The sequence below is a fragment of the Streptococcus oralis SK304 genome, assembly GCF_000287715.1.
Lineage (GTDB): Bacteria > Bacillota > Bacilli > Lactobacillales > Streptococcaceae > Streptococcus > Streptococcus oralis_Y.
In genome coordinates, this window is the sequence record NZ_ALJN01000016.1 from 709,890 (window position 1) to 734,035 (window position 24,146).

At 37.4% G+C, this 24,146-nt stretch carries 22 protein-coding genes; 1 reads left to right on the plus strand and 21 read right to left on the minus strand.

The genetic code is table 11. The annotated features are described in order from the left end of the window. Nucleotides 1-236: 236 nt before the first annotated feature. From HMPREF1125_RS10420 to HMPREF1125_RS10460, 9 genes are all read right to left on the minus strand, one after another. Nucleotides 237-1,604: an ISLre2 family transposase gene (locus HMPREF1125_RS10420; protein WP_000379874.1), complete on the minus strand. Its 1,368-nt coding sequence runs from the start codon at nucleotides 1,602-1,604 to the stop codon at nucleotides 237-239. Between the two features lie 153 nt (nucleotides 1,605-1,757). After that, complete coding sequence (locus tag HMPREF1125_RS10425) at nucleotides 1,758-1,991, minus strand: hypothetical protein (RefSeq protein ID WP_000886109.1); 234 nt, start codon at nucleotides 1,989-1,991, stop codon at nucleotides 1,758-1,760. Between the two features lie 52 nt (nucleotides 1,992-2,043). Next, entirely contained in the window at nucleotides 2,044-2,850 is an 807-nt protein-coding gene (locus tag HMPREF1125_RS10430) for a ParA family protein (RefSeq protein ID WP_000692240.1), read from the minus strand. Then, entirely contained in the window at nucleotides 2,847-2,993 is a 147-nt protein-coding gene (locus HMPREF1125_RS10435; RefSeq protein WP_033630738.1) for a hypothetical protein, read from the minus strand. Before HMPREF1125_RS10435 ends, HMPREF1125_RS10430 begins: the two co-directional genes overlap by 4 nt. Nucleotides 2,994-3,083: 90 nt before the next feature. Then, a complete protein-coding gene (locus HMPREF1125_RS10440; RefSeq protein WP_000261842.1) occupies nucleotides 3,084-4,760 on the minus strand; it encodes a helical hairpin domain-containing protein in 1,677 nt (558 codons plus the stop codon). Beyond that, entirely contained in the window at nucleotides 4,751-5,119 is a 369-nt protein-coding gene (locus HMPREF1125_RS10445) for a plasmid mobilization protein (RefSeq protein ID WP_002883238.1), read from the minus strand. Before HMPREF1125_RS10445 ends, HMPREF1125_RS10440 begins: the two co-directional genes overlap by 10 nt. A gap of 221 nt (nucleotides 5,120-5,340) precedes the next feature. Then, nucleotides 5,341-5,649, minus strand: coding sequence for a hypothetical protein (locus tag HMPREF1125_RS10450; RefSeq protein ID WP_000572069.1), 309 nt, complete (start codon nucleotides 5,647-5,649; stop codon nucleotides 5,341-5,343). 48 nt (nucleotides 5,650-5,697) lie between these two features. Continuing rightward, nucleotides 5,698-10,368, minus strand: a complete 4,671-nt coding sequence (locus HMPREF1125_RS10455; protein WP_000244581.1) for a PBECR4 domain-containing protein — start codon at nucleotides 10,366-10,368, stop codon at nucleotides 5,698-5,700. Nucleotides 10,369-10,380: 12 nt separating this feature from the next. Continuing rightward, nucleotides 10,381-11,727, minus strand: a complete 1,347-nt coding sequence (locus HMPREF1125_RS10460; RefSeq protein ID WP_001094628.1) for a hypothetical protein — start codon at nucleotides 11,725-11,727, stop codon at nucleotides 10,381-10,383. A gap of 102 nt (nucleotides 11,728-11,829) precedes the next feature. Between HMPREF1125_RS10460 and HMPREF1125_RS10465 the strand changes: the two genes are divergently transcribed. Beyond that, nucleotides 11,830-12,750 carry a hypothetical protein gene (locus HMPREF1125_RS10465; protein WP_000122749.1) on the plus strand — a complete coding sequence of 307 codons (921 nt, stop codon included), beginning with the start codon at nucleotides 11,830-11,832 and terminating at the stop codon, nucleotides 12,748-12,750. On the opposite strand, the gene HMPREF1125_RS10470 is transcribed toward HMPREF1125_RS10465, so the two are convergent. From HMPREF1125_RS10470 to HMPREF1125_RS10520, 12 genes are all read right to left on the minus strand, one after another. After that, complete coding sequence (locus HMPREF1125_RS10470) at nucleotides 12,740-12,985, minus strand: hypothetical protein (protein ID WP_000397908.1); 246 nt, start codon at nucleotides 12,983-12,985, stop codon at nucleotides 12,740-12,742. The genes HMPREF1125_RS10465 and HMPREF1125_RS10470 overlap by 11 nt on opposite strands. A gap of 17 nt (nucleotides 12,986-13,002) precedes the next feature. After that, nucleotides 13,003-14,838, minus strand: a complete 1,836-nt coding sequence (locus tag HMPREF1125_RS10475) for a VirD4-like conjugal transfer protein, CD1115 family (protein ID WP_000627253.1) — start codon at nucleotides 14,836-14,838, stop codon at nucleotides 13,003-13,005. Continuing rightward, nucleotides 14,835-15,383 (minus strand): DUF3801 domain-containing protein, encoded by a 549-nt coding sequence (locus HMPREF1125_RS10480; protein ID WP_000434506.1) that lies wholly within the window; start codon nucleotides 15,381-15,383, stop codon nucleotides 14,835-14,837. Before HMPREF1125_RS10480 ends, HMPREF1125_RS10475 begins: the two co-directional genes overlap by 4 nt. Nucleotide 15,384: 1 nt before the next feature. Continuing rightward, nucleotides 15,385-16,248 (minus strand): hypothetical protein, encoded by an 864-nt coding sequence (locus tag HMPREF1125_RS10485; protein ID WP_000276614.1) that lies wholly within the window; start codon nucleotides 16,246-16,248, stop codon nucleotides 15,385-15,387. Beyond that, nucleotides 16,241-16,480 carry a hypothetical protein gene (locus HMPREF1125_RS10490; protein ID WP_001042322.1) on the minus strand — a complete coding sequence of 80 codons (240 nt, stop codon included), beginning with the start codon at nucleotides 16,478-16,480 and terminating at the stop codon, nucleotides 16,241-16,243. The genes HMPREF1125_RS10485 and HMPREF1125_RS10490 overlap by 8 nt, the downstream gene beginning before the upstream one ends. Nucleotides 16,481-16,490: 10 nt before the next feature. Then, nucleotides 16,491-17,147 carry a hypothetical protein gene (locus tag HMPREF1125_RS10495; protein ID WP_000282667.1) on the minus strand — a complete coding sequence of 219 codons (657 nt, stop codon included), beginning with the start codon at nucleotides 17,145-17,147 and terminating at the stop codon, nucleotides 16,491-16,493. Between the two features lie 12 nt (nucleotides 17,148-17,159). Further along, nucleotides 17,160-19,865: a phage tail tip lysozyme gene (locus HMPREF1125_RS10500; protein WP_001070817.1), complete on the minus strand. Its 2,706-nt coding sequence runs from the start codon at nucleotides 19,863-19,865 to the stop codon at nucleotides 17,160-17,162. A 10-nt stretch (nucleotides 19,866-19,875) separates the two neighbouring features. Further along, a complete protein-coding gene (locus HMPREF1125_RS10505; RefSeq protein WP_000051763.1) occupies nucleotides 19,876-22,239 on the minus strand; it encodes a VirB4-like conjugal transfer ATPase, CD1110 family in 2,364 nt (787 codons plus the stop codon). Then, nucleotides 22,181-22,555: a hypothetical protein gene (locus HMPREF1125_RS0102480; RefSeq protein WP_000719645.1), complete on the minus strand. Its 375-nt coding sequence runs from the start codon at nucleotides 22,553-22,555 to the stop codon at nucleotides 22,181-22,183. The genes HMPREF1125_RS10505 and HMPREF1125_RS0102480 overlap by 59 nt, the downstream gene beginning before the upstream one ends. Nucleotides 22,556-22,611: 56 nt before the next feature. Further along, nucleotides 22,612-23,361 carry a hypothetical protein gene (locus tag HMPREF1125_RS10510; RefSeq protein ID WP_001046960.1) on the minus strand — a complete coding sequence of 250 codons (750 nt, stop codon included), beginning with the start codon at nucleotides 23,359-23,361 and terminating at the stop codon, nucleotides 22,612-22,614. Between the two features lie 9 nt (nucleotides 23,362-23,370). Next, nucleotides 23,371-23,598, minus strand: coding sequence for a hypothetical protein (locus HMPREF1125_RS10515; protein ID WP_000402889.1), 228 nt, complete (start codon nucleotides 23,596-23,598; stop codon nucleotides 23,371-23,373). Nucleotides 23,599-23,679: 81 nt separating this feature from the next. Next, complete coding sequence (locus tag HMPREF1125_RS10520) at nucleotides 23,680-24,102, minus strand: hypothetical protein (RefSeq protein ID WP_000668392.1); 423 nt, start codon at nucleotides 24,100-24,102, stop codon at nucleotides 23,680-23,682. Nucleotides 24,103-24,146: the final 44 nt, after the last annotated feature.

A 24,146-nucleotide genomic window follows, 5' to 3' on the forward strand; every position in this document is an offset into this window, starting at 1 on the left:
GTTTTGAGGTAGTAAAAAAATACATCAAAAACGGAAATATCAAAACAAGGCTAAACAATTCACTTGCTCAGCCTTGACATCTACTAAAATTTCTGATAGTATTAATCTTACTGATAAACAAGCACCAATTGTTTATCTTTATGAGAGGTACGTTGCTGCGTGCCTCTTTTTAATTATAAGAATATTATACACTATTTCTTCCTGTAAGTCAAGAGTTTAAACCGTTTTGAAGCATACTATCTATTTATTTTTTTCCCTACAAAACGTTGTTTATCTCTCTGCTTTCGCCCCTTCCAAGAAGCATTTACAATCGTTCCTAAACTCCTTGGAGCTTGATTAATCTTTTTTCGTACTTTTGCACTGCTCATTCCTTCTGAGTGGTATTTTTCATATTCACTTCTCCAATTACCAAAAAATAAATCTCGGAGTTCTTGATTGTAAGACAGCAAAATAAGATGGGACATCGCATCGGCATTGTTTAATGACCAATACATCCCTCTATTTTTCATCCGATAACTTATTTTGCGATGCTGACTTTCCATGATTCCTAAACTTGCTGTATCTAGATTCCTCTGTTCAGGTGGCTGCGTATATTTAAAATTTCCAAGAATTCTATTCTTAAAAACCGTAAAGGTATCAATCTTTTTTTCGTTCCGATTAAGCAGGACTAATGATTCTAGAGTATCAATAGCTGTTTTCAATTTCTGCTTGCAATGGCTATCTATAGCTTTCATAAATTGATCTAGTAGCTCTTCTGAATACGGCTTGACCAACTTTTTTATTTCTTTGTTTAGATGGTATCTATCCCAAAAATGTTGATGATGCTTAATTCCTAAATCATTTGATATCTCTTTAAATAAATGTGGAGTATATCCATGACCCATATCTGAATTTGTCACAAGTAGAGTATCTGATGTAATTTTAAAGTGATTATAAATATAATCTACTACTTTTTTCCTTGCTATTCGATTATTGGATGACACAATTTCCACCTTATTTTTTAAAATTTTCCTCTTTCCGTACTCCTCCGTTCCAGTATGGATGACAAAATGAGATAATTCTTTATTCTGTTGTTCTTTTTCACGTCCACTGACCTTTATCCAGACACCGTCTCCTTCAAGATAAATAACAGGAGACTCAATTTTTTTGACAGGTACTTCATCGCTATAGAAACGATAATTTTCTTTTTCATTTAACAATTGACTTGCTAGTTTAATCGCTTTTAACACCGTGTCTTTAGTAATATAAACCTGGTACATCAGTTCAATAACTTCCACTACTTTACGATACGGTAACATTGTAGCTAGTTTAGTGATTTGATACAGCAGTTCTTTGGAATAGGCAATACGTTTCTCCAAACCTAACTTCTCATCTACTGGAATCCTGCATTTCCCATTCTTATACCAGCGCCTTCTTGAAAAAGTTACCTGGCCAAACGTAAAAGTAACGGTTCTCTCAGCATAGTTTACAAATTTGTAGCCTCTAGCTCTCATTGTGGGAGCAATATAGTTGTCATAGTCACTTACAAATTTATGAAATCCTTGTAGATTTTTCTCTTTAAATTTCTCTACAAATTCTCTTTCATCAATAATTTTTGTATCCAAATTAAAAACACTCCCAACTAAAATCATAATAAAAAAGTATAAAGATTTTAGTTCAAGAGTTCAAATGTTTTTTGTCAGCAAAGATAAAAACCTTCCCTATAAGGAAAGGTTTTTTGATTAAAATTATAATTACAATTATATTTATATTGATATTTATATTGATAGATTTTCAATCAGTTTATCAAGGTAATCTGATGCAGACTTTGCGCCGGCTGCTTTAGCAATTTCATCCAATTTTTTCCGATTGCTTGGTTTCAAAGTAAACTGAAATTGTTTCTTACGTTCAAAGCTTTCAAACTCAACTGCGACTTCATTTGGAGTCCGATCAAGTTGGCTGCTCGCTTCAATGATCTGTGATATTTCTTTTTCCTTAGGGGTAAATGCCATGATAATCTCCTTCTAATTATATTTATAATTGTATTTGTGTTTATAAATATAATTATATTGTATCATAAATTTTTGAAAAAGTCTGCTCCAGCTCAATGAAAAACTTTTTGTGTTTTTGATAAAGTTCTGGATTTTTCTCCATATCTGCAATAGAGATTTTATCAATCGTGGAATGATTGAATAACTCTTTTGCTGGTACAATTCCTAGAAGGTTATCTGTTCCCTTTTCTTTAGCTTCAAGTCCTAGTGCTTCCAGTAATTCTCTTGATGATCCATAGTTTGGTCGGATCATATTTGCTAAGAAATATAACTCAGCAGTAATATATGATTCCCTTGTACGATAGTCGATCACATCCTTTCTGAATGCTTCTAACCGAGTTGAGAGATTGAATTTGGCATTATAACCAAACTCCGAGGGAGTCAAGGGACTAATAATAGCGTGACTGACCGCAACAGCATTTTTAGTAGCTGTTGCAAAGTCTGGTCTACAATCAATCAAGATATAGTCAAACTGATCCAACTTCTTCTTTTCGTAGTTATCCTCTAGCCAAAGATAAAGTAACATATTTTTCTTATCGCTGTTCTCCAGATCTCGTTCCACCGTGTCAAGCTGAACTGAACCTGGAATTAGACTGATATTTTCCTTAACTTGTTTAATATCCACGTCGCCACCTTTAAAAGCATTGGCAATTGTATTCTTACTCTCATAGATATTATAACACTGAGTCAAATTACATTGATGGTCTAAGTCTATAAAGAGAACCTTATGACCTTTCTTAGCCAACCATTCCCCATAATTAAATGTTAAAGTTGTTTTTCCAACACCGCCTTTAATAGCAGCAAAAGTAATAATTTTCATTCTATTTCTCCATTCCATCCGTAATAGCAATGGCTACACATTGTTTCTTCTTCATCTATCCACCAACAAGCTCCTTTGTCAGGAGTATAGCAAGCATTGTTCCAAGTGCAACCGCAAATTTTGCAATGAGATTTTTCTTCCATCTACCTATCTCCTTGTTATTTTCTATACTTCTATTATACCATTATAATTATATTTGTCAATATGTTTATAATTATATTTATAATTATTTTTTACAATGAAGTTTCTCTATCCTTACGCTGCTCCACATTTTTCTCAATATCTTGATGTAACTTATAATCTTTTGTAATTGCTTCTACTCGTTGATACAAAGCCTGACGCTCAAAAGTCGCCTCCTTAACAAGTTTATCAATCTCAGCTTTGCGTGTGCTAGGATCCACTTTAAAGTCTTTCAAGATAGATTCAGCTAATTTTACTTCCTGGGAATCTCTTGACTCCAGACCAAGGAAGGCCGCCTGAATTTTATTTAGATCACCCAAACGTCGATCTAATTTATCAAGCATCTTATCGACCTCCTCTAGCTCTTCTTCAAAACGATTTAGCAAGTCATCAAATTGCTGCCCCTCTGTCACGCCATGAGCAGATAAATAGTTATACTCACGTACGAGTTGATCTAGAGTTGAAATTTTAGGATTCTTCCGGACAATCATTTCGCCATTATCGTAAGACAGCTGGGATGCGACTGTTTCTCCTTTCATGTACCTGTTCTTATCCGCATGTTCCGGATTAACAAAATAATAGAAATCATTCTTCCGGATAAAAATTTCATAAGAACCATCTTCAGCTTTTTCAACTTGATGAGCAGGGATGAGAATGGTTCCTTTATTCCTAATCCCAAATTCCATTTCAAGATAAATGCCACTTTTAGTTTCTTCCATCACTTGCCACTCTTCAACTGTGATCTTCATTTCAAAATCATCGTCTCGCTCTGCTACCATTTTTTCATATTCAGATTTAATTTCATCGACAGAGAAGGTCACTTCGTTAGTAAGAACTCTCTCAGAGATTTTATCCAAAGAATAATTTCCTTTTTTTGACAAAGTACGATCACGGACATTTCTAGTTTGATCTCGATCAGCCAAACGATACTTTATTTCCTTTCCTGAAGTATCAACTACAAGATCTAAAGCTCGTGCCTTGACCTTAAAATCATCTAAAGAGGTTGAGTGTTTCAAAAGAAAATCCAATCGAGATTTAATCTCATAACGAAAAGAATTTTTCTTTCGATAAGCATGATAGGATTTTCGATTCGTCCATAGTCGCTCTTTTAAAATTTTAGCTCCAGCAATATCTGCATACTTGTTTGAAATATTGAATAAGCTTCTAGCAGTATTTTTCTGCCAGCGAAATTTGTTTAGCGTAACCGAGTTTGTAGAATTGAAAATGATGTGATTATGAATATGCCCCTTGTCCATGTGAGTCGCAATGACAAATTCATGTTGACCACCAGTCAATTCTAAAATCGTTTTGCGGCCAATCTCATGAATTTCTTGCGGGCTCAAATCGTCTTCCGGAGAAAATGATTGGATGATATGATGAGCCAAAACTCGATTCGGATTTTGAATATCGGATAATTCTTTTGTTCCTCTTCGCTGAGCCGCATTCTTTTTTGTCAAAAGAAATTCTTCTGTCGCTGTACTGGCATCTGTGATACCATAAGTAGAAACAAGCTGCTTAACCACCCGGCCATCTTTGACCACTGCTGGAAATTCTAGTTGTTTATCTTTCTCTAGTAAACTTGTTTTTGAGGGATTCTCAATATAGCGTAAAGCGTTGGTCAAACTTTTTATATCGTTCAGCTCGACTGTTTTTGCTTCGTCCTCGATGTATTTTGTAGAGCGGTCCAAAGAAGACACTCCTTTTATCTGCAGGACTTTTGTTACAACCATCTGTCTTGTTCCTTTGTTTGATTTTCTTGTTTTTGGATAAATTGATTGACTGTATCTTTCAAATTTTTTTGTAGTTCAAGAATCTGACTCAACTCAGTTAGACTAACCTGGTCATCTTCGTTTACCTTTTTTGCAATCTGATTGACATTGACTCCAATCCGATTTATTTCCTTACGTAGCTCTCTAAATTCTTCAAAATTTAAGATTTTAACCTCGCCCATAATCAACATAATTCGGGCAAAGGCATTAAAATTTGTCATTCCAGATTCCGTAACTTTAGTTGAAATAAACCGTGCCTCTTCTTCCGTCAAACGAATTTTTTTCTGAATCATTCGTTTTCGTTTTTCTCCATTTTTCAAAAATCATCACCTCTGTTCTGCTATTTCTTGATTGAGGGGCTCAGCCCCTTTTCTTCTGGCAAGATTAGCACTTGGGTACCCAAATGCTGTTTTTAAAAAGGTCAAAGATGGTCAGCGTGCACAACCTGACCATTCTTGACTTTTTAAATTTTTGGGGAAATCCCCAATCCCCTAATCCCTGCAAGCAGGAATGTTGTTCTATCACGAGGGGAAAAGTTTGACTAAACTTTTAAGTCTTCCAATAGAAGCTCCATTGTATCAACCTGCTCCATTTTAAGAATTTCGTCTTTTAGTTGCTCAAATCTTTCATCACTCATCCCTTCAATTTCTTTAAGTGCAATGGGATACATTTCTACTTCTTCTAACTCATAGTTTGTTTTGATTCGCATATCTCTACGAAGAATGTAGAGGCATTCTTTACGAGAAATATGCTGGTTGACTTCATTCACTTTTGGCGAATCTGTAGCCTCATTCTCAAAAAATATCTCCATTAAAATATCAAAAGTTTCTTGTCTTAGATTTTCAATCATCTTCTGTTTCTCCTTTTTTGTTTTTCTTCCGACGGGTTAGTGCCTCCATTAGTGAGGGCTGCTCAGGAACTTTTTTTCTTCCACCTGCTTTACAGCCTCCGCCTTTTGATTACCCAACTGCTCAGATTTTTCTTTTGCCTGTTGGAGTTTATCAGCAAATTTATCTTTCGTTACGCTTTTATTTTTCACCAGTTCCAACTTAGCATCCATTCGATCAATCAAACTTTTTGCTTCCTTCTGGACAACCTGCAGTTGCTCTACCATATCTTCAAAACCATTTTTATCTTTTGCCCAAATAGCCAAATATCCAAAACTGTAGCTACTAGTATCAAAACCAAAATGATTAGCTAAGACATAGGCCACACTTTCAGCTTGTAATTCTTGCTTACGGTATTGGTCATCACCATATTGTGCATTAGTTCCTCTGTGTAAATCTGAGTGAGCCATTTCATGAAAAATGGTTTTTAGAATATGTTCTTGCCCCTTTAATCCTTTTGAAATGACAATTCGATTTTCATCTGGAGAGTAATAACCATTTGCGCTCTCTCTTTTTATATCTTCAAAACTGATAGAAACCTGATTATCCATCGAAACTGCTTTGGCTGCTCGATATAAATCTTCATAATCTTTAACAGAATCAGTCAATTCATTAATTGCTTTTGGCAATTCTTTTCCTTCTGTTTGAGATATATCAAAGACATTCCCTAACTTGAATCGAGTAACTGTGACTTCCTTCTCTTCCATTTCATTCTCAGATGGAGAAAAACTCAACTCATTTTGATTAGCAGAAATCTTAGTTTTCACTTGATACGGAACCCAGATTTTCAGAGCTTTAGAACCCTTTTTAACTGTTCTTTCAAAATCCGTTTTCCATTTATTAAAACTTGCAACACGGGAAACATTAGGATTTTGCATCTTCAGCAAATGAATATTGTTGAGGGAGTAGTTATGAAACTTACTCATCGTATCCAAGAAAGATTTAAACTGTTCTGAATCCAAATAGTTCTTCATTCCCTCTTTCAAGTGTTCAGCTAAAGCTTTTGTATCTTTATTTGCGACCAACTGGGAAATGGTTTGTTCCGAATTTTTAGTAGCAACTTCTTCGATAATAATAGCACCTGCAGCTACTTCGGCATCTGTCCTTCTTTCTCGATCTTCCTGCTTTTTATGAAGGTTAGAAGCAGCATTGTATGGATCTGTTCCTTGCAACATCTCATCAGAATTAGAAATACCATCACCATCCAAATCACGATCCCTTTCATCTTTTTGGTTATACTGATAAATTTTTTCGTATGGATTATCTGGTGTATTTTGCGAATTCTTGACTTGTGTTTTTTCAAATTCATCTCGGATATTTTCAATGGTTTGTTCAACTTTTTCTGATAGATCTTTAATTTCTTTTTGCCATTTTTCTACAAGAGCTACTTGTTCCATTGGAGAATCCTTAACTCCCAACTTCTCAAACCAAGCAGATAGATTTTCGACCTCAACACCATCCATTCCATTAAAAGAGATAAATCCAAGACGAGCATCATGACTACTATCTGTAAATCCAATTGGACTATTTTCCAAATCTCCATAAGGGAGTTGGGATAGAAGTTGATCTGTGTAAGGAGTATCTTCCAAAGCGTAACTGAACTGAGAAATATCTAACTCACTCGCCAATCTCTCCAGATGATAATGAGTGAATATCGCCCCATCTATCTTCATCAATTCTGGGTACTCTCTCATTTCTCGTGTTCCAAGTCTTTCTTTGTGAGCGATTGGGTTAATCTCCTCACCGATATTGTAGCGGATACCATCCTGAATAAGTTCACCATCAGGGCTATATAAGTCGAACTTAACCTTTGTAAAAGGTTTATAGGAAGCACCTTCTACCTGGTTCATTCGATCACTTACACTCGCATGATACTTTTCGTAATAGATATTATTCTGCTTATATAGCTCTTTTGCAAAAGACTGATAATTAATCAACTCGGCTTCGCCAAAAGGTAAAATTGGGCCACCATCATGCTTTTCTGCCCATTGGAGGCGAATCATATAGTGATTCTTGTCAGTCTCATTAGTCTGGAGTTCCTCAAACAAGCCATTTTTCATAATGGATTCCAATTCTTTGCCCCCATCCTTAATGTAGTCCTCGTTAATCGATAGCTGTTCAATATGGCCATTACGTTCACGGAATACTGCAAGAATAGGAGTTTTATCTGCCGTCTCCAGTTCTTTGACCAGTCTTGCTCTGGATTGAAATACTGATACTGGAATATAATTTTCTTCTTCCAGCTCTTTAAACAGTAAAATAATATCTTTATCATCAGACTTTATAAGGCTATCAAACCGCCCATTATAACGTCTAAGATTAGTTAAATCATCAAAATAGAAAGATGTACTTTCTGTTGCGACTGAAAGATCTGACAGAACGTTGATTTTGTCAAAAGCTGCATCATTATTAGCCAAAAGAATATTATCAAAGTGCCCGTTTCCCTCTGCAAAATCACGTAAAGTTTTTTCAGGTGTCTGCCCTGGTGCAAGTGGCTTAATCCCTGTTAAGTGCATGAAGTGCTTCTCTTCAAAATTCACTTGTACAGTCTTATCAGGGGTGACATAATAAATCTTAGAGTTAGCTAATTCATCCAAATAATACTGCGCTGCATTCTGAATAGTTTGACTACGAATTGGACGATTCAATTTAGCTAATTCATGCGAGGAAATAGAATGATAGTGGCCATCATTACTTGACTGAAACTCTTCATTTATGCTAAAATATAATAAATGAGAGGATAACGTAGGGCGACTGGTAACAGAGCGTTCAAAGGTACCAACTTCTGGTACGGGTGTGGGACTGCCTTCAGCCCTGGGCTGTAAAGACCCCTGACTACCATTGGTCCTCTCATTTTTTTGATACTCTGAATTCACATTTTGCTCCTGAGTACTCTCAGGAGTTTTTTCTGTGCTCTGAATTTGTTCCTGCGCTTCATAAGTATCTCCAACAGGATCGGAAGGTTTTTCAAAGATTACTGTTTTATCTGAATCAATAACCATCTGTTTTTTAGGCTCTACTGAAAAGCTGATATTATCCCAGTTCTGCTTCAGCCATTCCGCATCTTCTGGAGATAGATTACTATTATCTGGAGTCAAGACTGCTTTTTGAGTATCATCCTCACGTTTCTTCTGATTGAACAGTAACTTGTTTACTATCTCTTTTTCTTCATCCGTATTAGGGCGATATTTAGGAGATAGTTCTAATCTCCCTTCCTCGGTCAATTCCAAAGCAACTCGACGTAGCCCTTTTACGAAGTAGATATTTGGCTGCTTAGCCCACCGCTGGACCTCTCCAGCATCAATTAAAGCCTGAGTTTCTGGTTGAATAACCAGTCCATCAACTTTATCTTGAATGGCTTCTAGGCGCTCTAGCTTTCGTTTAGCTTGGGCTAAGCGACTGTTATCTGGCCTTTCAGTTTCGTATTCAGCCCCTGCTTCATGTACTTCAGACATGGTATGTTTCCTTTCTTTCTCTTGATTGATAATTCTTGTATATTCCTGATGGACTTCTTCCTTTGTCAATTGCCTGTCTGACACAAAGGCTTTTACATCATCTGCAGTTAGCTCTTGCGTTTTTGCAAGAGCTATTTCCTTCTCAAAAAAGCCCTGGTAATGCCAGGACTTTTCATCTGCTATGTAAACGTGCGCCAGATCCTTAGAAACTTCATTCCCCCTTTTCAGGAAATCATTCCAATCTTCCTTTTCCTGATTAAGCTGAACGATAGGCGGAATCGCAATCTGAACTGGAATCCCCTTCTCCTGCAATCGAGTGATAAAATTCTGTCCTGCAGCATCATTATCTACAGCCAGTGTAATCACATCTTGATGCCGACCATCTTTGAAATAATCCGTTGTGTTGACGACAGTTTCTAGAGCTTTTCCAGTATTCTGATCTATTTGATAGAATTTACCGTTCATCTCTGCATACAATTCCATAAAACGTCGGCTAATGATGCCCTCTTTGACACCATCCATAGCCACTAAGCGGACATCCTGAAGTGTATCCTTATGGAGCTCATAGTAGCTCATTAAATCAATTGGAGCTTCCGCAAAGACCAAACGTTTAGGGGTTCCAATATCGATTGAAAATCCCAGTTGTCCATCTGAATTTCTCATAATTTGTTTTAAACGCCCACGTTCTGGATAGTGCACTCGATTCTCTACTATTCCCTGGAGACTAGCGCCAGCTAAAAAGCCCGTGTTGTCCTTATACTTAAAGACAATCACAGGCTCAAAATAGTCTCCTTTTTTTCGGGTTGCCTCGGCCATACTCCCCTGGCTAATAAAGAAATTAATCGTGTCATCTGAAAGGCCTCTCTGAGTCTTCAGATAGCTTCTGGAAGCATTGAAATCCTGATGCTCATATCTTTCCAAGCTATAGTGAAAGGGCTCTTTTGGGGCTATCTGAACCGCCAAATCCACTTTCTTAAATTCTCCTGTTTCCAAGAAGTGCATCGCTTCCTTGTAAGTAACACCCTGGATAGTTTGAACTAGTTGAATCACATCTCCAAATTCTGATCGAGAATTCCAATGAAAGTCATTCTTCCTTGCATCGATGACAAATGAATCGTGTTCTGTCCATGTATAGCTATAGCTCCCCGTGCGCTTTAACTCCATTCCCAGCTGTTCCGCAACAGAAAGGATAGATAGATTTTTAGCCGCTTCTTTAGTTAATACCATCTCTTGTCTCCTCTACAATGAAAATTCTGGCACTTCTTTTTCTAATACATCTTGTGTTCGCTCTTTTTCAAGCTCTTCTGCTTCTACAAAACGGTTTAAACTAGGAAAATGGAGTTGGGCTTGTTTTAGCTTATCATGAATTAACAAGCTCTCATCGATATGATAGACTGCTTCCTGATGGCCATTGAAACCTTTCTCTAAATCAATATCATCAAAGCGGATGACAGCCAATTCTGTCAAACTTCCCTTATACCAAGCTCCAATCTCACTTTCAAGATAGAACTGAACTGATTCTCTATCTTCCGTATTTGTATGTCGCAAATAGGCCAGTTCCCAGCTTTCACCCTGAGAATACCCAGTGACTTCTTGAACAATCAGCTCCTGATTGTTAGTGCTTAAAATCCGATTAATATCGTCTAAACGGGGGACTAAGATTTCCTGAGCTAGAGAGACTGCTTCTGTACGATAGTCGAAAAATTCATATTGTTTCCTATCTTCGACATAGTTCCTAACGAAATCTGAATAATGAGGGAAATGTTCCTGAAAGCTAGGTGAAATCATCCCATAGATATAGGCTTGTCTTAATGTTTCAAACTGGGCTATTTGATAATATGATGGATCGAGCTTAGCTTCTTGATTCAACATTTCCTTGATACTTTCTGGAAGTTGTATTGGCTCCGAATCTGGCCAAGTTCTCTTGGAATAGTTGATTACTTCCTCGTAGAGAATAGTATCAATCTCTGAATTCTTCATTTCAAGCAAAGCCTCTACAATTTGAGCTGATTCTGAAAGATTGGAACGATAATCAGTAATCAAGCCATCTTTACGAACCTCCCACTCCTCAACTTGAGCATTTTCTGAAGTTCGTAGTAACAATACCTCCTCAGCTTCCAGATCAACTCCAATGACCTGATCACCATTTGGTAGCTGATCCATCTCCAATTCCTGGATTTTAGCATCTAATTGATTATTAATCTGAAGCAAGTCTTGCTTCAAATGAAATAATTCTTCTGCATTGGCCTGTAATTCCTCAAAATACTCTCTGGAGATCTTCACTGGTCGAACCGATAAATCTTTCTCTCGTTGTTCTCGAGGGTAAGAAAACAAGTAGGGAGCAACTTCTTTGAAGTCCTGGTAGTTCATCCATTTTATAGATTCTGTAACAATCATATTTTGGACATCGATGACATCTGTACGAGGAGTAATCCAGCCAGATAAAGCCAACTCTTTTACTGCTTCAGATAGGGGGTAAGAAGGGATATGTTCTAAAATCCCCTCAAAATAACCAATCCCTCGAGCAGTCTCTTCCTCAACTTCACGCTTCATTCGCTTAAATTGTTTTTGTGGCAATGTATTCATTGTTTTTCCTTTCATTTTTTGAAGTAATATGTTTTAATGTTATAATAATTGGTAGATAAACTCTTAAAGAAATAATTTAATATTAGAAACAAGAGGTAAGATATGTCATACACATACCCTGAAGCTTACAGTATTGAATTAGGATACAATATTGAACCAATGGATGCTTACAATTTATCTTTAACTAAAATATTGAAAAGCAAGCATAATTTCCAATGTGACAAAAATTGCCCATTTGGACTTACACTAGTAAACTTTGGTAAGTCTCCTTATACAAAGGAGCCACATTTCCGAACCAGTAACTTTGACCAAGTACATTCAATCAACTGCCCCGTAGTACAAAATCGATATGAAAAACGGGCTCAAGAAACAACCATAGAAGAAAGTTATACATTTGAACGGGACAAAAATGCAATTAAAGTAGATATTAATTTGGTTACAGCTACATTTACAGCAATAACTAATTCATTAAGAACAGAAGAGCAAGTCTCAACTGAAATAAAGTCTAAAAAATCTACTACTTCTAGTCACATAGCGAAAAAGACTTTCAATAGTCATGTAAAATCTCTAAGTCGTCTAGTTCAACTTTATAAAGAGTTTAAATCTGGAGAAAAATATACCTTTTTGGATTCTTCAGGAAACAAATTAAATCTTGACTTGTACTTTCAAAATTTAGATAATAACTCACTCATCAACGAGCATGAAACAAAAGTTTACTATGCAAAAGCTACAGTTCGATACGTCAAAGCTGCTCAAGAAAAAGATTCTTATTTTTTAATTAGAATCAAACAAAAATGTCAAATCGATAACTTAAGAATATCTCCAACATTCATAATTAATGAGAGCCTAGCTAATCAACAAGGAGTCAAACAAAGACTAGAAACTTTAAAAAAGGCTGCCAAAAAATCAAAAGAACTCACTATTTATTATCTTGGGCCATTTAAAAAATGCAAAAACAGCTATATAAATGCTTCCATCCCGCATGAAAAAATACTAAGGCACATTGTGCTCTCTAGTTCTTAGTTTCTATATACCCAAGTTCATCTGTAGAAAAACCAACAATTTTATAGAAGCCTATGGCTCCAAAAGTTTCTAATAAATGAGCTTCTGCTACCCTTTTAGCTGTATTAAAATCACGAAAAAAACCTGCATGAGCAAAATTTTCATGCCAGGTTATTTTTTCACCTTCCTGATGCAGCCACACATACTGATCCCAATTTATAGCAATTAAAACGCAATAAGAGTCATAAAATTCCATTAGATTTCCTTTCTTTCCTAACTCACTTTGAGAGGAACTTCCTCGACTTCCTTAATCCCAATATGAATAACATTTTCTTCCCCAACCTGGTCTTTCCACTCATCAATATCGCTTAGATATCGCTTGTAACGATACCAGTTATCATCGTTCGGGCCATTACTTAAGAGGTAGGCTCTCGGATGCGTATCCAGGTTAAATTTTTGATCCCTGAAAACATTTTGTTTGGATAGGAAGAGTAGGGCTTCCGTTGTTCCAATTGTAGCAACCTCATGCGGTGTCAACAATTCCCGACCAATTTTGGAATTCTGCTTGGAACTACTGCCATTTCTTCCCCTACTCTCGCTATAGTTCTGATCATTCAAAGTTTGCTTACCAGATCGCTCAGATAAAGCTCTCAAAGTATCCGGATCATTTGTTCCCAGATAAAGAATAGCCCCACAGTTATTGATAATCGTTTTCGTGTTCTCTTTACCGTATAATACTTCAATCTGACTTTGAGATTGAACCATCATTTTAATAGAGATTTCTCGAGACCGAATAACAGAGATAATCGGTGGCAGATTAGGAATCTTGCCAATCTGTCCAAACTCATCCGCCTCTATCTGAACATGCAGTAAATCCTTTTTAGACTTTGTTGGATGCTCACCTAGCAAAATTGCATCTGCAGTCTTTATCAAGACATCAAAAATGGTACTAAAAAGAAGGGCAGACAAAAACTGATAAGCTGGGTCTACTTCTGGAATATGAATGAATACAGCAGTCTTTTCTATATTCCATTTCTCAATCTCCAGCGTGTCTTTTTCAATAATCTTTCTCAGCTGTTCATGGTCAAACACTGAGAAAGTAGTCGCAAAAATGGCATAAACAGAAGCTCGTGTCTGACCATCAAAGTTTTTATTAAACAAGCTCCACTGCCTGCAAGCATAATTCCCCGGCAATCTCCGCTCCAAATCTTCAAACATTAATTCAACTGGACTTTCCGCCTCTGGATGATTCCGTCTCAATTCCCGAATCATATCCGTGACTTGACCTAGATTTGGCATATAATGATCAAGCCGGCTATCAAAATAAAGATAGCCAATAAGAGAACGCATCAGAAGCTTATTGGCCGCCGGCCAGAAAGGATCGCTTTCATGACCATTTCTATTCAGAGATTCCGTGATCGCCTCTGACACTCGGTCTATATCCATTTCATTATGAACATATCTAAAAACGTTGAAACCATCGGAATTCAGAAAGGTAATCAGATCAAAAATTTTCATCTTATAGTCTTTTCCCAGTAGAGATTTCCCAGTCTCATGAATGAGAAGTCCTTTGGTATCCGTTGTCACAAAGCTAGAGTTCCCTTGTAATAAATTTGGCTTTACAAAACTCCGTGTCTTCCAGTCCCCCGTACCTCCATATACCAAGACATTTTTATTGATTTGATTTTCAAAGCTCAAGCGGTTATTAAATAGTCCCATCTGGCTATTCTGAGTAAAGATTATATTCTTTTCAGGATCTTCATCTCGGAAGCGCATCAGTTCGTTTTTCGTCGCAAAACGTGCCGACCCATGCTCCTCCCCATACCTGTACGTACCTGTATCCGTTACCCTCAAATACAGCAAAAAAGCAATCAGAAATCCGCCCATACCAACCAATAAAGAAGCAGGAGTAAATTGAAAATCAATCCAAGATTTATCGCTTAGATGGTCACTCATCCAGTTAAGCTTTCCAAGTCCAAATACATCCGTTACTGAATCGGTATCTGGTGCTAACAGCCACAATTTTAAGAGCCAATGAAAGAGGTAGAATAGACCTAGTCCTAACAACAAATACGGCCTAAGTCTCCGTTTCTTCTTTTCTGTAATCACTTCATTTTCCCTCCAATCTGTGGTTCGATATTTTCCGGAAGAACAAATTCCTTGGTATGAATATTTACCTGTAGGGAAGCAATTTTCTCTTGTTCAACTGCTTTGAAATGTTGCAATTTCTCCTCAAAAGAAGTCGTTTTCCCATTTTTAAGGTTTCGCTCATTGAATCCTTTCGGATCTCTTGTGATCCCTTCTAGTACATCCTTAAAGGCTTGTTCGACAACACCTTTATCTTTTGCATTGAAAGCAAGAGTTGTCTTACCATCAGGGTGTGTATAAAAAGAAAAGCCAATCCCGTATTGGCCAAGTTCTTTTCGAACTGCCTCGAGATTGACTTCATTATGTAATAATTGCTGGACTTCTTTAGCATCTGCTGTTGCCATGAATTTATTCCAGTCTGTCTCACCAGTGAAGACTACATTCTCCCCTCTGGCTTGATAAATTTCAATTCCTTTAGAGCACACCAGGAAAAGACCTTTTAAAATTACTTCTCCTGTCACAAGAGTTGCCCGTCCTAACTGGGCTACCACTTGTTCTTGTTCCATTTTAGCTCACCTCTTCAATTTTGAAATAAAGATCTTTCAATTGAGTGGCTTGAGATTCTTTAGTCAAAATCTGTTGTTGCAACTCATCGATCCTATTTTGGCACTGGGCAATTTCCTCATTTGCTCCATTGATAAAATCTTCGTTAGATTTGATTTTATTTTTAATAGATTGCTTATAAGTAATCGTCTGAACCTCAAAGCTATCAATAACCTCTGAAGACAAATTTACTGTAGTCGCATGAGAAAGAGAAAAAGAAGATTCAACCTTTTTATCGGGAATCGTTGTATTTTCTTTCTGACTAAATTGTTCAACAACAGGTGCTACTTCTTCTGTAGGAATATCTTGTGAAGCTTCTACTCGTCCTTCCTCTTTTTCGTCCAATCTACTGAAATTCTCTGTAGTCCATTCACTAGAAGAATAGGTAATTTTATCTTCCAAAGTCACTTCCTCTCCAGCCTCATCTTGAGGCTTTTGAGACACTAGCTCTGCAATTCTTTGTCGAGCCATATCAGCCTCTTCCTTTAACGTTAGATCCTCTAATTCAGGATCTGGTTGAGGTTCTCGTTCGGCTGATGAGGAGGTCTTTTCTTTATGTTTTGCCAAAAAATGAAGAAAACCTCTTTTTTTCTTCCCAACACTCGTACCAAAATTTTCCAGTAACTGATCAATGATTCCAACAAAAGGCATTTCGAGACTAAGTTCTTGTAGGGTTTCACCTTCAGAATTGAGAGAATAGAGTAGATAGATTCCGTTCATTTTATTACTCTTCATTCGTTCGTTTATGATTTCTAGCTTTGAAAACAGCTCGTCTCGATGCTCAAATTTTTCCTCTTGTTTAGTCAGTTGATTGATAATTTTATACATGGTTCACTCCTTGGTTACTTGATTGTGCTGGAAGGATTAGATCCTTCATTTCCTGATAAGATAGCCCACTTTCTTCCGAAAGGGCAACGAAAAGTTGTGCCTCCACATCCCTTTCCTGGACTGTGTAGTTCTTGATTCTGTCAGTCGCTTCTTCTTTTTGTCGTTGCGCTTTTTCCTTGTCCTTCTTGATTTTTTCGAGTTTATTTTCAAGTTGATTTATTCTCTTGTTCATTCAATTCTCCTTATCGGCTACTACTGGATGAGGTCGTTTGTTCAGCAGAGGAAACTGAAGTCGAACTTGAACTGCTAGTATCTGAATAAGTTCCTATACTTTGCCCCTTTGCTTCAGTCAAGACGATCGGCTCAATTTTATTAATCAATAGCTTCCCTGATTGCTCCACATAGGTCAACCGAATTGTAGCCTTAGTGGTACCAGTAAGCCCCTTAGAATCTCGATTATCTTTTTCTGTTAAGGTTGTACTAATATATTTAATCTGAGCTAAAGCAACTTTATGTGTTTTATCAATGTAGATAGAGCCTGATTCATAAGATTGGTCAACCACATACCCCTTATAGGTCTGATTGACTGGCTTTTGTTCTTCTTGAACAGTTTCCTGATACATAGAATCAGTCATAAAAGGCTTATATCGCGGACGATTCTCTTCTAAATCCTTTTTGGTATAGTAAGCAATTAGAAAGTCCTCGACCTGCTGTTCAGTAAGAGATAGTTGTTCCTGTTGTTTCTCTTCTGGTTTTTGCTTCGCCTCTTCCTGAACTTGACTATTCTGTCTCAAATTCTGTTGTACTTGAGCAATAGAATAGCCCAGGACAATACATAAAACGGCGACGGCTCCTATAAGGAGTCCCTTTACCATTTTGATTAACTTTTGATTATACATTCTTTTCCTTTCTTATTTAGGGGTAACAAAATAGATGCCTGATTGTGGTGTCAAGGTACGCCAAGTCGTTACATATAAACCACCAAAGTTCATTTCTGAAATCAAGAAACTACCATCGCTATTAACGTACTCACAGAATGCAACGTGACCATAGATTGGTGATGCTCCAGCTACACCATTCATGAATACAACTGCAGAACCTGGTTTTGGAGTCGTTGAAATTTCATATCCTTGAACTTGACCACTGTCAACCCACTGATTGGCATTACCCAGATATGGATAAATTCCAATCCCAATTTGAGCAAAGCGATTATAGACGTACCAGGTACAATTGCCTAGTTCATAAGCATTACCTGAATAACCTTGACCTTCTAAAATTGCTTGATCTGTAGGTAGTCCATAAGGGAGCTTATCTTTATATTCTGCTGGAACTTGCTGGCTAGATATACCTGTCGAACCACTTCCCTTATTTTTTAAGAAGTTCAACCATTGACGAGCCGCAGATTGCCGTTCTAAAAGCTTGTTCCCCGGAACTCCCAACCAAGCATTTAAAAAGTCCTCTGAAAGGGCTTCTACGGATCCAGTTGAAGTCACAATTCTTCTAAAGGCTGCCCGTCTAGTTGGATCATCTTCTTCTAGCAGAAATTTTGTTTGAACTTCTGCAGACCAAATATCTCCATTCACAGCTTTTGCAAAATTCCACAATGCAAGAGCACGAGGACCAGTAAATTGACCAATCCCAATTCCGATATAGTGCAATCCATTGACCAGGTAACCTCTTTCGTTTAAAGGTAAGGTAGGATACATAGCTTGAAAGGCTCCCCAGTTGCCAACTAGATTTTCTGCAGTAGGCTCTTTAGCAACCTTATCAAACTGATTGTTGGTTAGGTAGTCCGTTTCATATCGTTTAAAAGTGATGGAGCTCTCAATATCAAATCCTCCTAAAACAGTTGCAATCCCTTCATTAGTCGCTTCTGGTATGTTCTTTTTAATCGCATCCGCAAAAGCTCTTGCACGTTTCCCTTTCTCTCCAGATGTTTCAATACTGCTAACAACAGACGTTGCTTGTGTGTACTCTACACGCTGGAAGTAAAAACCGACATTGACATAAGTCCAACTCTTCTCAACATTACCATCTTTATCTTTCTTATTTGACCGATCAGGTTCTAGTTTTTGATAATAGACCGTTTGATTTCCTTCAGATGCCACCTTTCCAATGATATCTCCAGATTTGACATGATCCCCTGTTTTGTAACGAATCGTATCTACATTCTTATACAGAAACTTGGAATTCTCATCACTGATTTCTAGATCATTACCATTTACTTCGACTTTCCCATCTAAAACGGCTAATAGAGTCTGACCACCTGAGGCCTGCAGAACAGAACCATTAAAAATTTCCGTCTTAGTTTTATACCCAAACCGCTCAATAATTTGAAGTGGAGTTTGCGATTCAGGCTGATCATCCGTATAAAACGGATTATCCAACTCTTGAAGCAACATATATTTTCCGCTATCTCGAGCAATTTCTAAGAGTTCTTTATACTCTTCTAACTCATCCTCACTCAACTTATAGAGGTCATTTTTAGTATAAAGATCTTCCATTGTTTTAAGATTATCTTTATCCCCATTCAAATTCTTCCATAAGGTATCTAAGTAAAGTTTCCCACGATTATTTTGCGAAAAATACTTGTTCCCATCTATACGAAGTTTATCTGAAATATCATCATACTTATAATTCAAGTACAAAAGCGGATCATCAATTTTTGTCCAATAATCTACCTTATCATTAGATTTTTCACGATCCAATTTTGAAAGATACAACCAGGTATCATTCATATCAAACTCATCTTGACGGGTAATTCCTGAACTACCAATACCAAGTATAGCCAAAAATAAAAGTAAACCAAAAGCAATCAGATAAGCCTTAAAGCCAAACGGATTTTTGATAATAGCTTTAATCGGTTTAGAACCTACACGGTAGACCTTCCTAGCCTTCTTGGCAGCTTTCCCAGTTTTAGAAGCGGCCAAACGTTTCTTATAGTCCTGGATACGACGTGATAGCTGTCCTTCCCAGGAAAACTCTCTTGGAGTTCGGGTGAAACCTCTCCCCTTAGCCTTATTATAGAATCTATTTCCTAGGCCATAACTTGATTTAACTACTCCTTGACCAAGCTTACCGCTATATTTCCCAATCGTTTTGATACGTTTCCCTTGAATCTGAATATCCTGATACCGATATTTAGCTCGTGCTAAATCTGATAGCGTATCATCCTGATGCGCTGCAGAACTAGCTTGTTGACTCGCAGAACGTTCTAAAGCCTGTTTAGTAGCACTATAAAACTTCTTCTTACGTGAACCACCGTTAGCCTCTTGAGCAACTTTGAAGACTTTTTTAGCAACTCTCTTCTCTAGTTTTGCCTTATCGAGCTCTTTCTTGAGTGACGCTAACTTTTTAGCACCTTCTGGAGTTAATGATTTTCCTTGTTTCTGTAAACTTTTATATGCTTTTTTTAGAGATTTTACCTTGGCCTTTGAAGCTCTAAATTGTTTACGACTCTTTTTCACTATATGGCGCTTAGAACGTGTTTGTTCTTTTAGCTCCTTCATTTGCTTAGCACTATCTTGTTGAACAGTTCGGTAATTCTTCCGAACCGTCTCCAGTTTTTGATCTAACTTATGACCGATTGTGTTTGGTCTGCCTTGATCCTGATTCATAATGAGACTCCTAAGCGTCTGTTGCGACTAAGTTATATAACTTAGTATTCTTAGGTATTGGATTCTCAAATGGCACTACAACTGGCCCGGCTACGATTAAGCCAGTACCTTTAGCTTTTGGTCGAGCCAAGTAGCGAATCTGTTTGTCAGTCAGATTGACAATCTCTTTTAAGATAGCCAAATCCTGGGGTTTTTGTTTGAGCAAAATCATGAACTCGCTATTTGAAAGTAACTTCCGACCTTCTTCAACAGCAGCTAGTGTTTCTACGTTCTGGGTGATTCCTGTTGGAATCGCACCATATTTCCGAATCCGTGAATACAACGTAGTAAAGAAGTCTGCTTGAGCCTTATTTTTAAATAGAATCTGCATCTCATCATAGTAAACCCATGTAGTACATTTCCCTTGGTTCTCTACAATTTGCTTCCAGATATAATCCTGAACAACAATCAAAGCGAACGGCTTCAATTTGTGCGACAACTTCTTCAGATTAAAGATAACAAAGCGATGATTGAGATCCACGTTGGTATTGTGAGCAAAAATATCCTGAGAACCAGTTGTATAGGTCTCTACTGCTAAAGCTAGGTCTTGTGCTTCGGGTTCGGGTTGTTCTTTCAAGACCTGGTGCCACTCTTTTAACGTTGGAGTAAAATCATCTGTCAAATAGCGTTCATAGGTCAAACCTGTCACTCGGTCAATAATCCCAATCTGTGCATCTGTCACCTCAGATAGAATTGATTCAAACAATCCCATTAACAAGTTTGCCTTATCTCCAATCGGATCGTCATCCTCATCGTCCAAACGATCCAAGTCTGGTAAATCCAAAAGATTGATATGTGTTTTAGAACCAATCGAAATATCCACCATCTGAGCACCGAAAGCTCGACCAATATCAGAATATTCATCATCGGGATCCACTATGAGCACTCGATCTTCTGGATATTTCAGTAAAGTTGGGATAACTTCTCCACCCTTGATTGTCGTAGATTTACCAGAACCAGAAGAACCAAGTACAACACCTGAACCCGTATTCAGATCACGTTTTCGATCCAATGTAATGATATTGTTTGATAACTGATTTTTGCCATAGTAGCGAGCAAGTGGGCTGTCAGACTTCAAATCAACGTTAGTAAAAGGGACTTGCGTAGCAATATTAGCTGTAGTCATCTTTCTCATGAAATTCTTCTTCACATTTACGAAACACTCACCGATAGGTAAAACCGTATTTAGAGCCTCTTCTTGGTAATAATAGAGATCTTCAAATTCTACCCCTAGCTTCCGACCAGCACGCTTAATCTTCTGCTCATTACGTTGTAGTTCCTCCTGGTTATCCGCCTTAAAATACACTGCAATAAAGCCAGAGAAGATTTTCTGATCATACTCAGTAATCTCATCTCGCCACTTCTTGGTAGCTTCCGAGATTTCTTGGTCACGACCAGCAACGACCGCATCATCAAAGATACCAGATTGAGCAGCCTTACGTTTAGAACGTAATTTCCCAATTTCAGCATCTGTTTCTGCATCGTCAATCTTCTCTAAGATTTCAACATTCTCATAGGGTTCTGCATGAATAGTAATAGCCAATTCAAATCCCAGTGTCGTTAAATCACGAATAAGCCGATCAGACATCCAGTTAGGATAGCGACGTGCATAGAGCACCTTGCACCAACGATCATCTATAACCATCCGTTTTTCCTGGAATTCAATCCGGTTTGGAGCAATAAATGATTTCGTTGACAGACCAGATAAAGCAATTTCTTTGTAATCAAAATTAACATACGGGTTATCTCGTAACAGTTCAGAAAAGACCTTTAGACGATCCAAACCATTCATTTCCTTAAATGTGATATCAGATTCCTGAAATTGCGTTCCCAGGGAAACTCCTATATCTTGCAGTAACAACTGAGCCTGTTTTCGATCATCAGCGTTCGTTGAAATGGTCACATACTTATGTACCTCGAAGTTGTTAGCATGTGTTGTAAATCGCTCCTTAATCATCTCATTCAACTCCTCACGATAGTCATCATAGCCATCGTTTGTTTCTTCAAACAAGATATTCTGCAAGGAGTTATCCGATACTCGACGGTTGATTACTAAGAGTTGATAGTTACTGCCCTCATCCAGTGAATTAAGAGCATCCATCGTTGTATCGATGATGCTCTCTTTTTCAGCCGGTTGAGCTGTCGAGTAAGAAGCATCTCCCAACATAAAGCTCCGAGAATACTTCTCACGTGCAATATGCATCAATCCGTCTTCATGTAGTAGTGTATAATTGATAGTATTTTGTGTCGTAGGTTTCATCTGACGACGCAAGCGCTCAATTTTTTTCTTTTCTGCTTTTTCTAGTTTTTCTCTTTTGCTTTTGAATAAACTCATCTTTCGTATACATTCCTACCTTTCCAAATTCTGTCTCATAGGTTCTTTGTTGGATTCGGAAAAAGAAATCGATTTTTTCTTTAATCCGCATTCGCTTGGTCATGCCTGTACCGTACATTGCCCCAGGAACTACAAATAGAGCATCCCAAAGATAAATGTACCAATCAGGTAAACCAAAGAAATATATCGTAATTGTCCCTGAGACAGCTATTATCAAACATACGTAGAGAACAATCATTCTACCTGTTAATCCAAATAAAATTGGTCTGTCCTCGGTTTCAAATTCTCTTAAAAATTCTGATCCAATTTTTTTCAATTATTTTCCTTTCATACAAAATCACATTGAACAATTCTAATTTTTCTAGACATGGATTACACTCCTAAAAGTTGCTTAGCTTTTCGACTGGTTCCAACAAGTGTAAAGATGTATATAACACCTTTAGCGATTGAAGCAAATGCTGTTCCCCAACTTCCACTAGATCCTGCCGCAACTTTTAACATATCTGTAGTGACTAAACCGTTATATACAACAGATACCACAATTAGAACAACTCCAATAAAGGCAGAAGCAGCAAAGTATTTCAGGAAGTTAATCGTAACAGAGCGTAAGGAATCCATCATAAAGAACGCCACTAATAATGGAGCCAAGGCTTTGAGCATATACAAATCTAAATATCGTAAAAAGATGATGATTCCCAGCGTAATATTAGCAATAAATTCAGTTAAACCGCCAACCAGACCAAAAATCAGTTTTTCAAACCAGCCTTTGACCGCCCCTTGCGCATATTGATATTTATCAAGTTGTGAGGGTACTACATGGGCAATTACCTTCACGACAATATTAAGCAATTCCAGAATGGCATCACAAATTTGGGATGAGGCCGAAATCAAGATGAAAGCAAATAAATACTTCATCAATGCCTCTAGCCAAATCTTCTGCGTTAGTGCACCTCCCCTCGACTTGACCATTTGTGACCATGATGCCATTTCAAACCAGAAAAAAAGACCTAAAAGGATATACCCAATAGGTCGGACAGCATTGGCCATCATGGTTACAGCTTGGTTAGTATCAAAACTGTAACTGGAAAGAGAGCTAGTCAACTCTCTAATATCTAAATTCATAGGCTACTCCTAAAATTTTAGCTGTGATAATGCTGCAACGATTGCGGCTGCAATTCCCGCAGAAGCTACGGCCAGATACGCACCATTAACCATAGAATCAGAACCATCATCCTGTCTCTGCTTGTCTTTATTCTTTCTTCCTTGAATAAAGTCAATTGCACCATTCCAAATCCAAATAAGACCTGTAATTGTTCCAACAACACCTAGACCAGTAATAATTTTTGTAATGATTTCCATTTGTTTTACCTCTTTTAATTTCATTTTTTATAATAAAAAGCACTGTAGAGATTACCTACAGTGCTTAGCACGATTCTATTTTTATAGTTCATCAAATTCCTCACGATAAATCGTCCGAATAGTAGCTACCAGAAGAGCAAGTACAATCATAATAGGAACCTCAATATGTGGATATGGAATGAAATTAGTTCCGCCTGCAGGAATTGGAAATTCACGAACTGCGCCATCAATCCAAGCACGTTGAACAAAGCCCATAACATGAATTCCATACCACCGAAAAACATCATCCCCTACTGAAGGACTAACCCAATGTAAAATATCAATCAAAAGCCAGAATGGCAAAAACATGGCTAACCCAACACAGCATTTAGATACAATCCAAAATATAATAACTCCAAAAACTGATTTTACGAAATTAATACACCAAAGAATGATATAAAAGGGAGCCGTAAAAATTCTAATAATAGCTACCCATAACCAGGAAAAATCACTCCCAAATTTCATAATCCTACTCCTCCACGATTTATCATTATTATACCATAAAAATA

Bases quoted from the DNA above. Each gene is read 5' to 3' on its own strand.
- HMPREF1125_RS10440 (WP_000261842.1), bottom strand. From the start codon at position 4,760: ATGGTTGTAACAAAAGTCCTGCAGATAAAAGGAGTGTCTTCTTTGGAC.
- HMPREF1125_RS10450 (WP_000572069.1), bottom strand. From the start codon at position 5,649: ATGATTGAAAATCTAAGACAAGAAACTTTTGATATTTTAATGGAGATA.
- HMPREF1125_RS10465 (WP_000122749.1), top strand. From the start codon at position 11,830: ATGTCATACACATACCCTGAAGCTTACAGTATTGAATTAGGATACAAT.
- HMPREF1125_RS10430 (WP_000692240.1), bottom strand. From the start codon at position 2,850: ATGAAAATTATTACTTTTGCTGCTATTAAAGGCGGTGTTGGAAAAACA.
- HMPREF1125_RS10435 (WP_033630738.1), bottom strand. From the start codon at position 2,993: ATGGAAGAAAAATCTCATTGCAAAATTTGCGGTTGCACTTGGAACAAT.
- HMPREF1125_RS10480 (WP_000434506.1), bottom strand. From the start codon at position 15,383: ATGGAACAAGAACAAGTGGTAGCCCAGTTAGGACGGGCAACTCTTGTG.
- HMPREF1125_RS10485 (WP_000276614.1), bottom strand. From the start codon at position 16,248: ATGTATAAAATTATCAATCAACTGACTAAACAAGAGGAAAAATTTGAG.
- HMPREF1125_RS10460 (WP_001094628.1), bottom strand. From the start codon at position 11,727: ATGAATACATTGCCACAAAAACAATTTAAGCGAATGAAGCGTGAAGTT.
- HMPREF1125_RS10505 (WP_000051763.1), bottom strand. From the start codon at position 22,239: ATGAGTTTATTCAAAAGCAAAAGAGAAAAACTAGAAAAAGCAGAAAAG.
- HMPREF1125_RS10490 (WP_001042322.1), bottom strand. From the start codon at position 16,480: ATGAACAAGAGAATAAATCAACTTGAAAATAAACTCGAAAAAATCAAG.
- HMPREF1125_RS10520 (WP_000668392.1), bottom strand. From the start codon at position 24,102: ATGAAATTTGGGAGTGATTTTTCCTGGTTATGGGTAGCTATTATTAGA.
- HMPREF1125_RS10510 (WP_001046960.1), bottom strand. From the start codon at position 23,361: ATGAATTTAGATATTAGAGAGTTGACTAGCTCTCTTTCCAGTTACAGT.
- HMPREF1125_RS10500 (WP_001070817.1), bottom strand. From the start codon at position 19,865: ATGAATCAGGATCAAGGCAGACCAAACACAATCGGTCATAAGTTAGAT.
- HMPREF1125_RS10515 (WP_000402889.1), bottom strand. From the start codon at position 23,598: ATGGAAATCATTACAAAAATTATTACTGGTCTAGGTGTTGTTGGAACA.
- HMPREF1125_RS10425 (WP_000886109.1), bottom strand. From the start codon at position 1,991: ATGGCATTTACCCCTAAGGAAAAAGAAATATCACAGATCATTGAAGCG.
- HMPREF1125_RS10455 (WP_000244581.1), bottom strand. From the start codon at position 10,368: ATGGTATTAACTAAAGAAGCGGCTAAAAATCTATCTATCCTTTCTGTT.
- HMPREF1125_RS10470 (WP_000397908.1), bottom strand. From the start codon at position 12,985: ATGGAATTTTATGACTCTTATTGCGTTTTAATTGCTATAAATTGGGAT.
- HMPREF1125_RS10495 (WP_000282667.1), bottom strand. From the start codon at position 17,147: ATGTATAATCAAAAGTTAATCAAAATGGTAAAGGGACTCCTTATAGGA.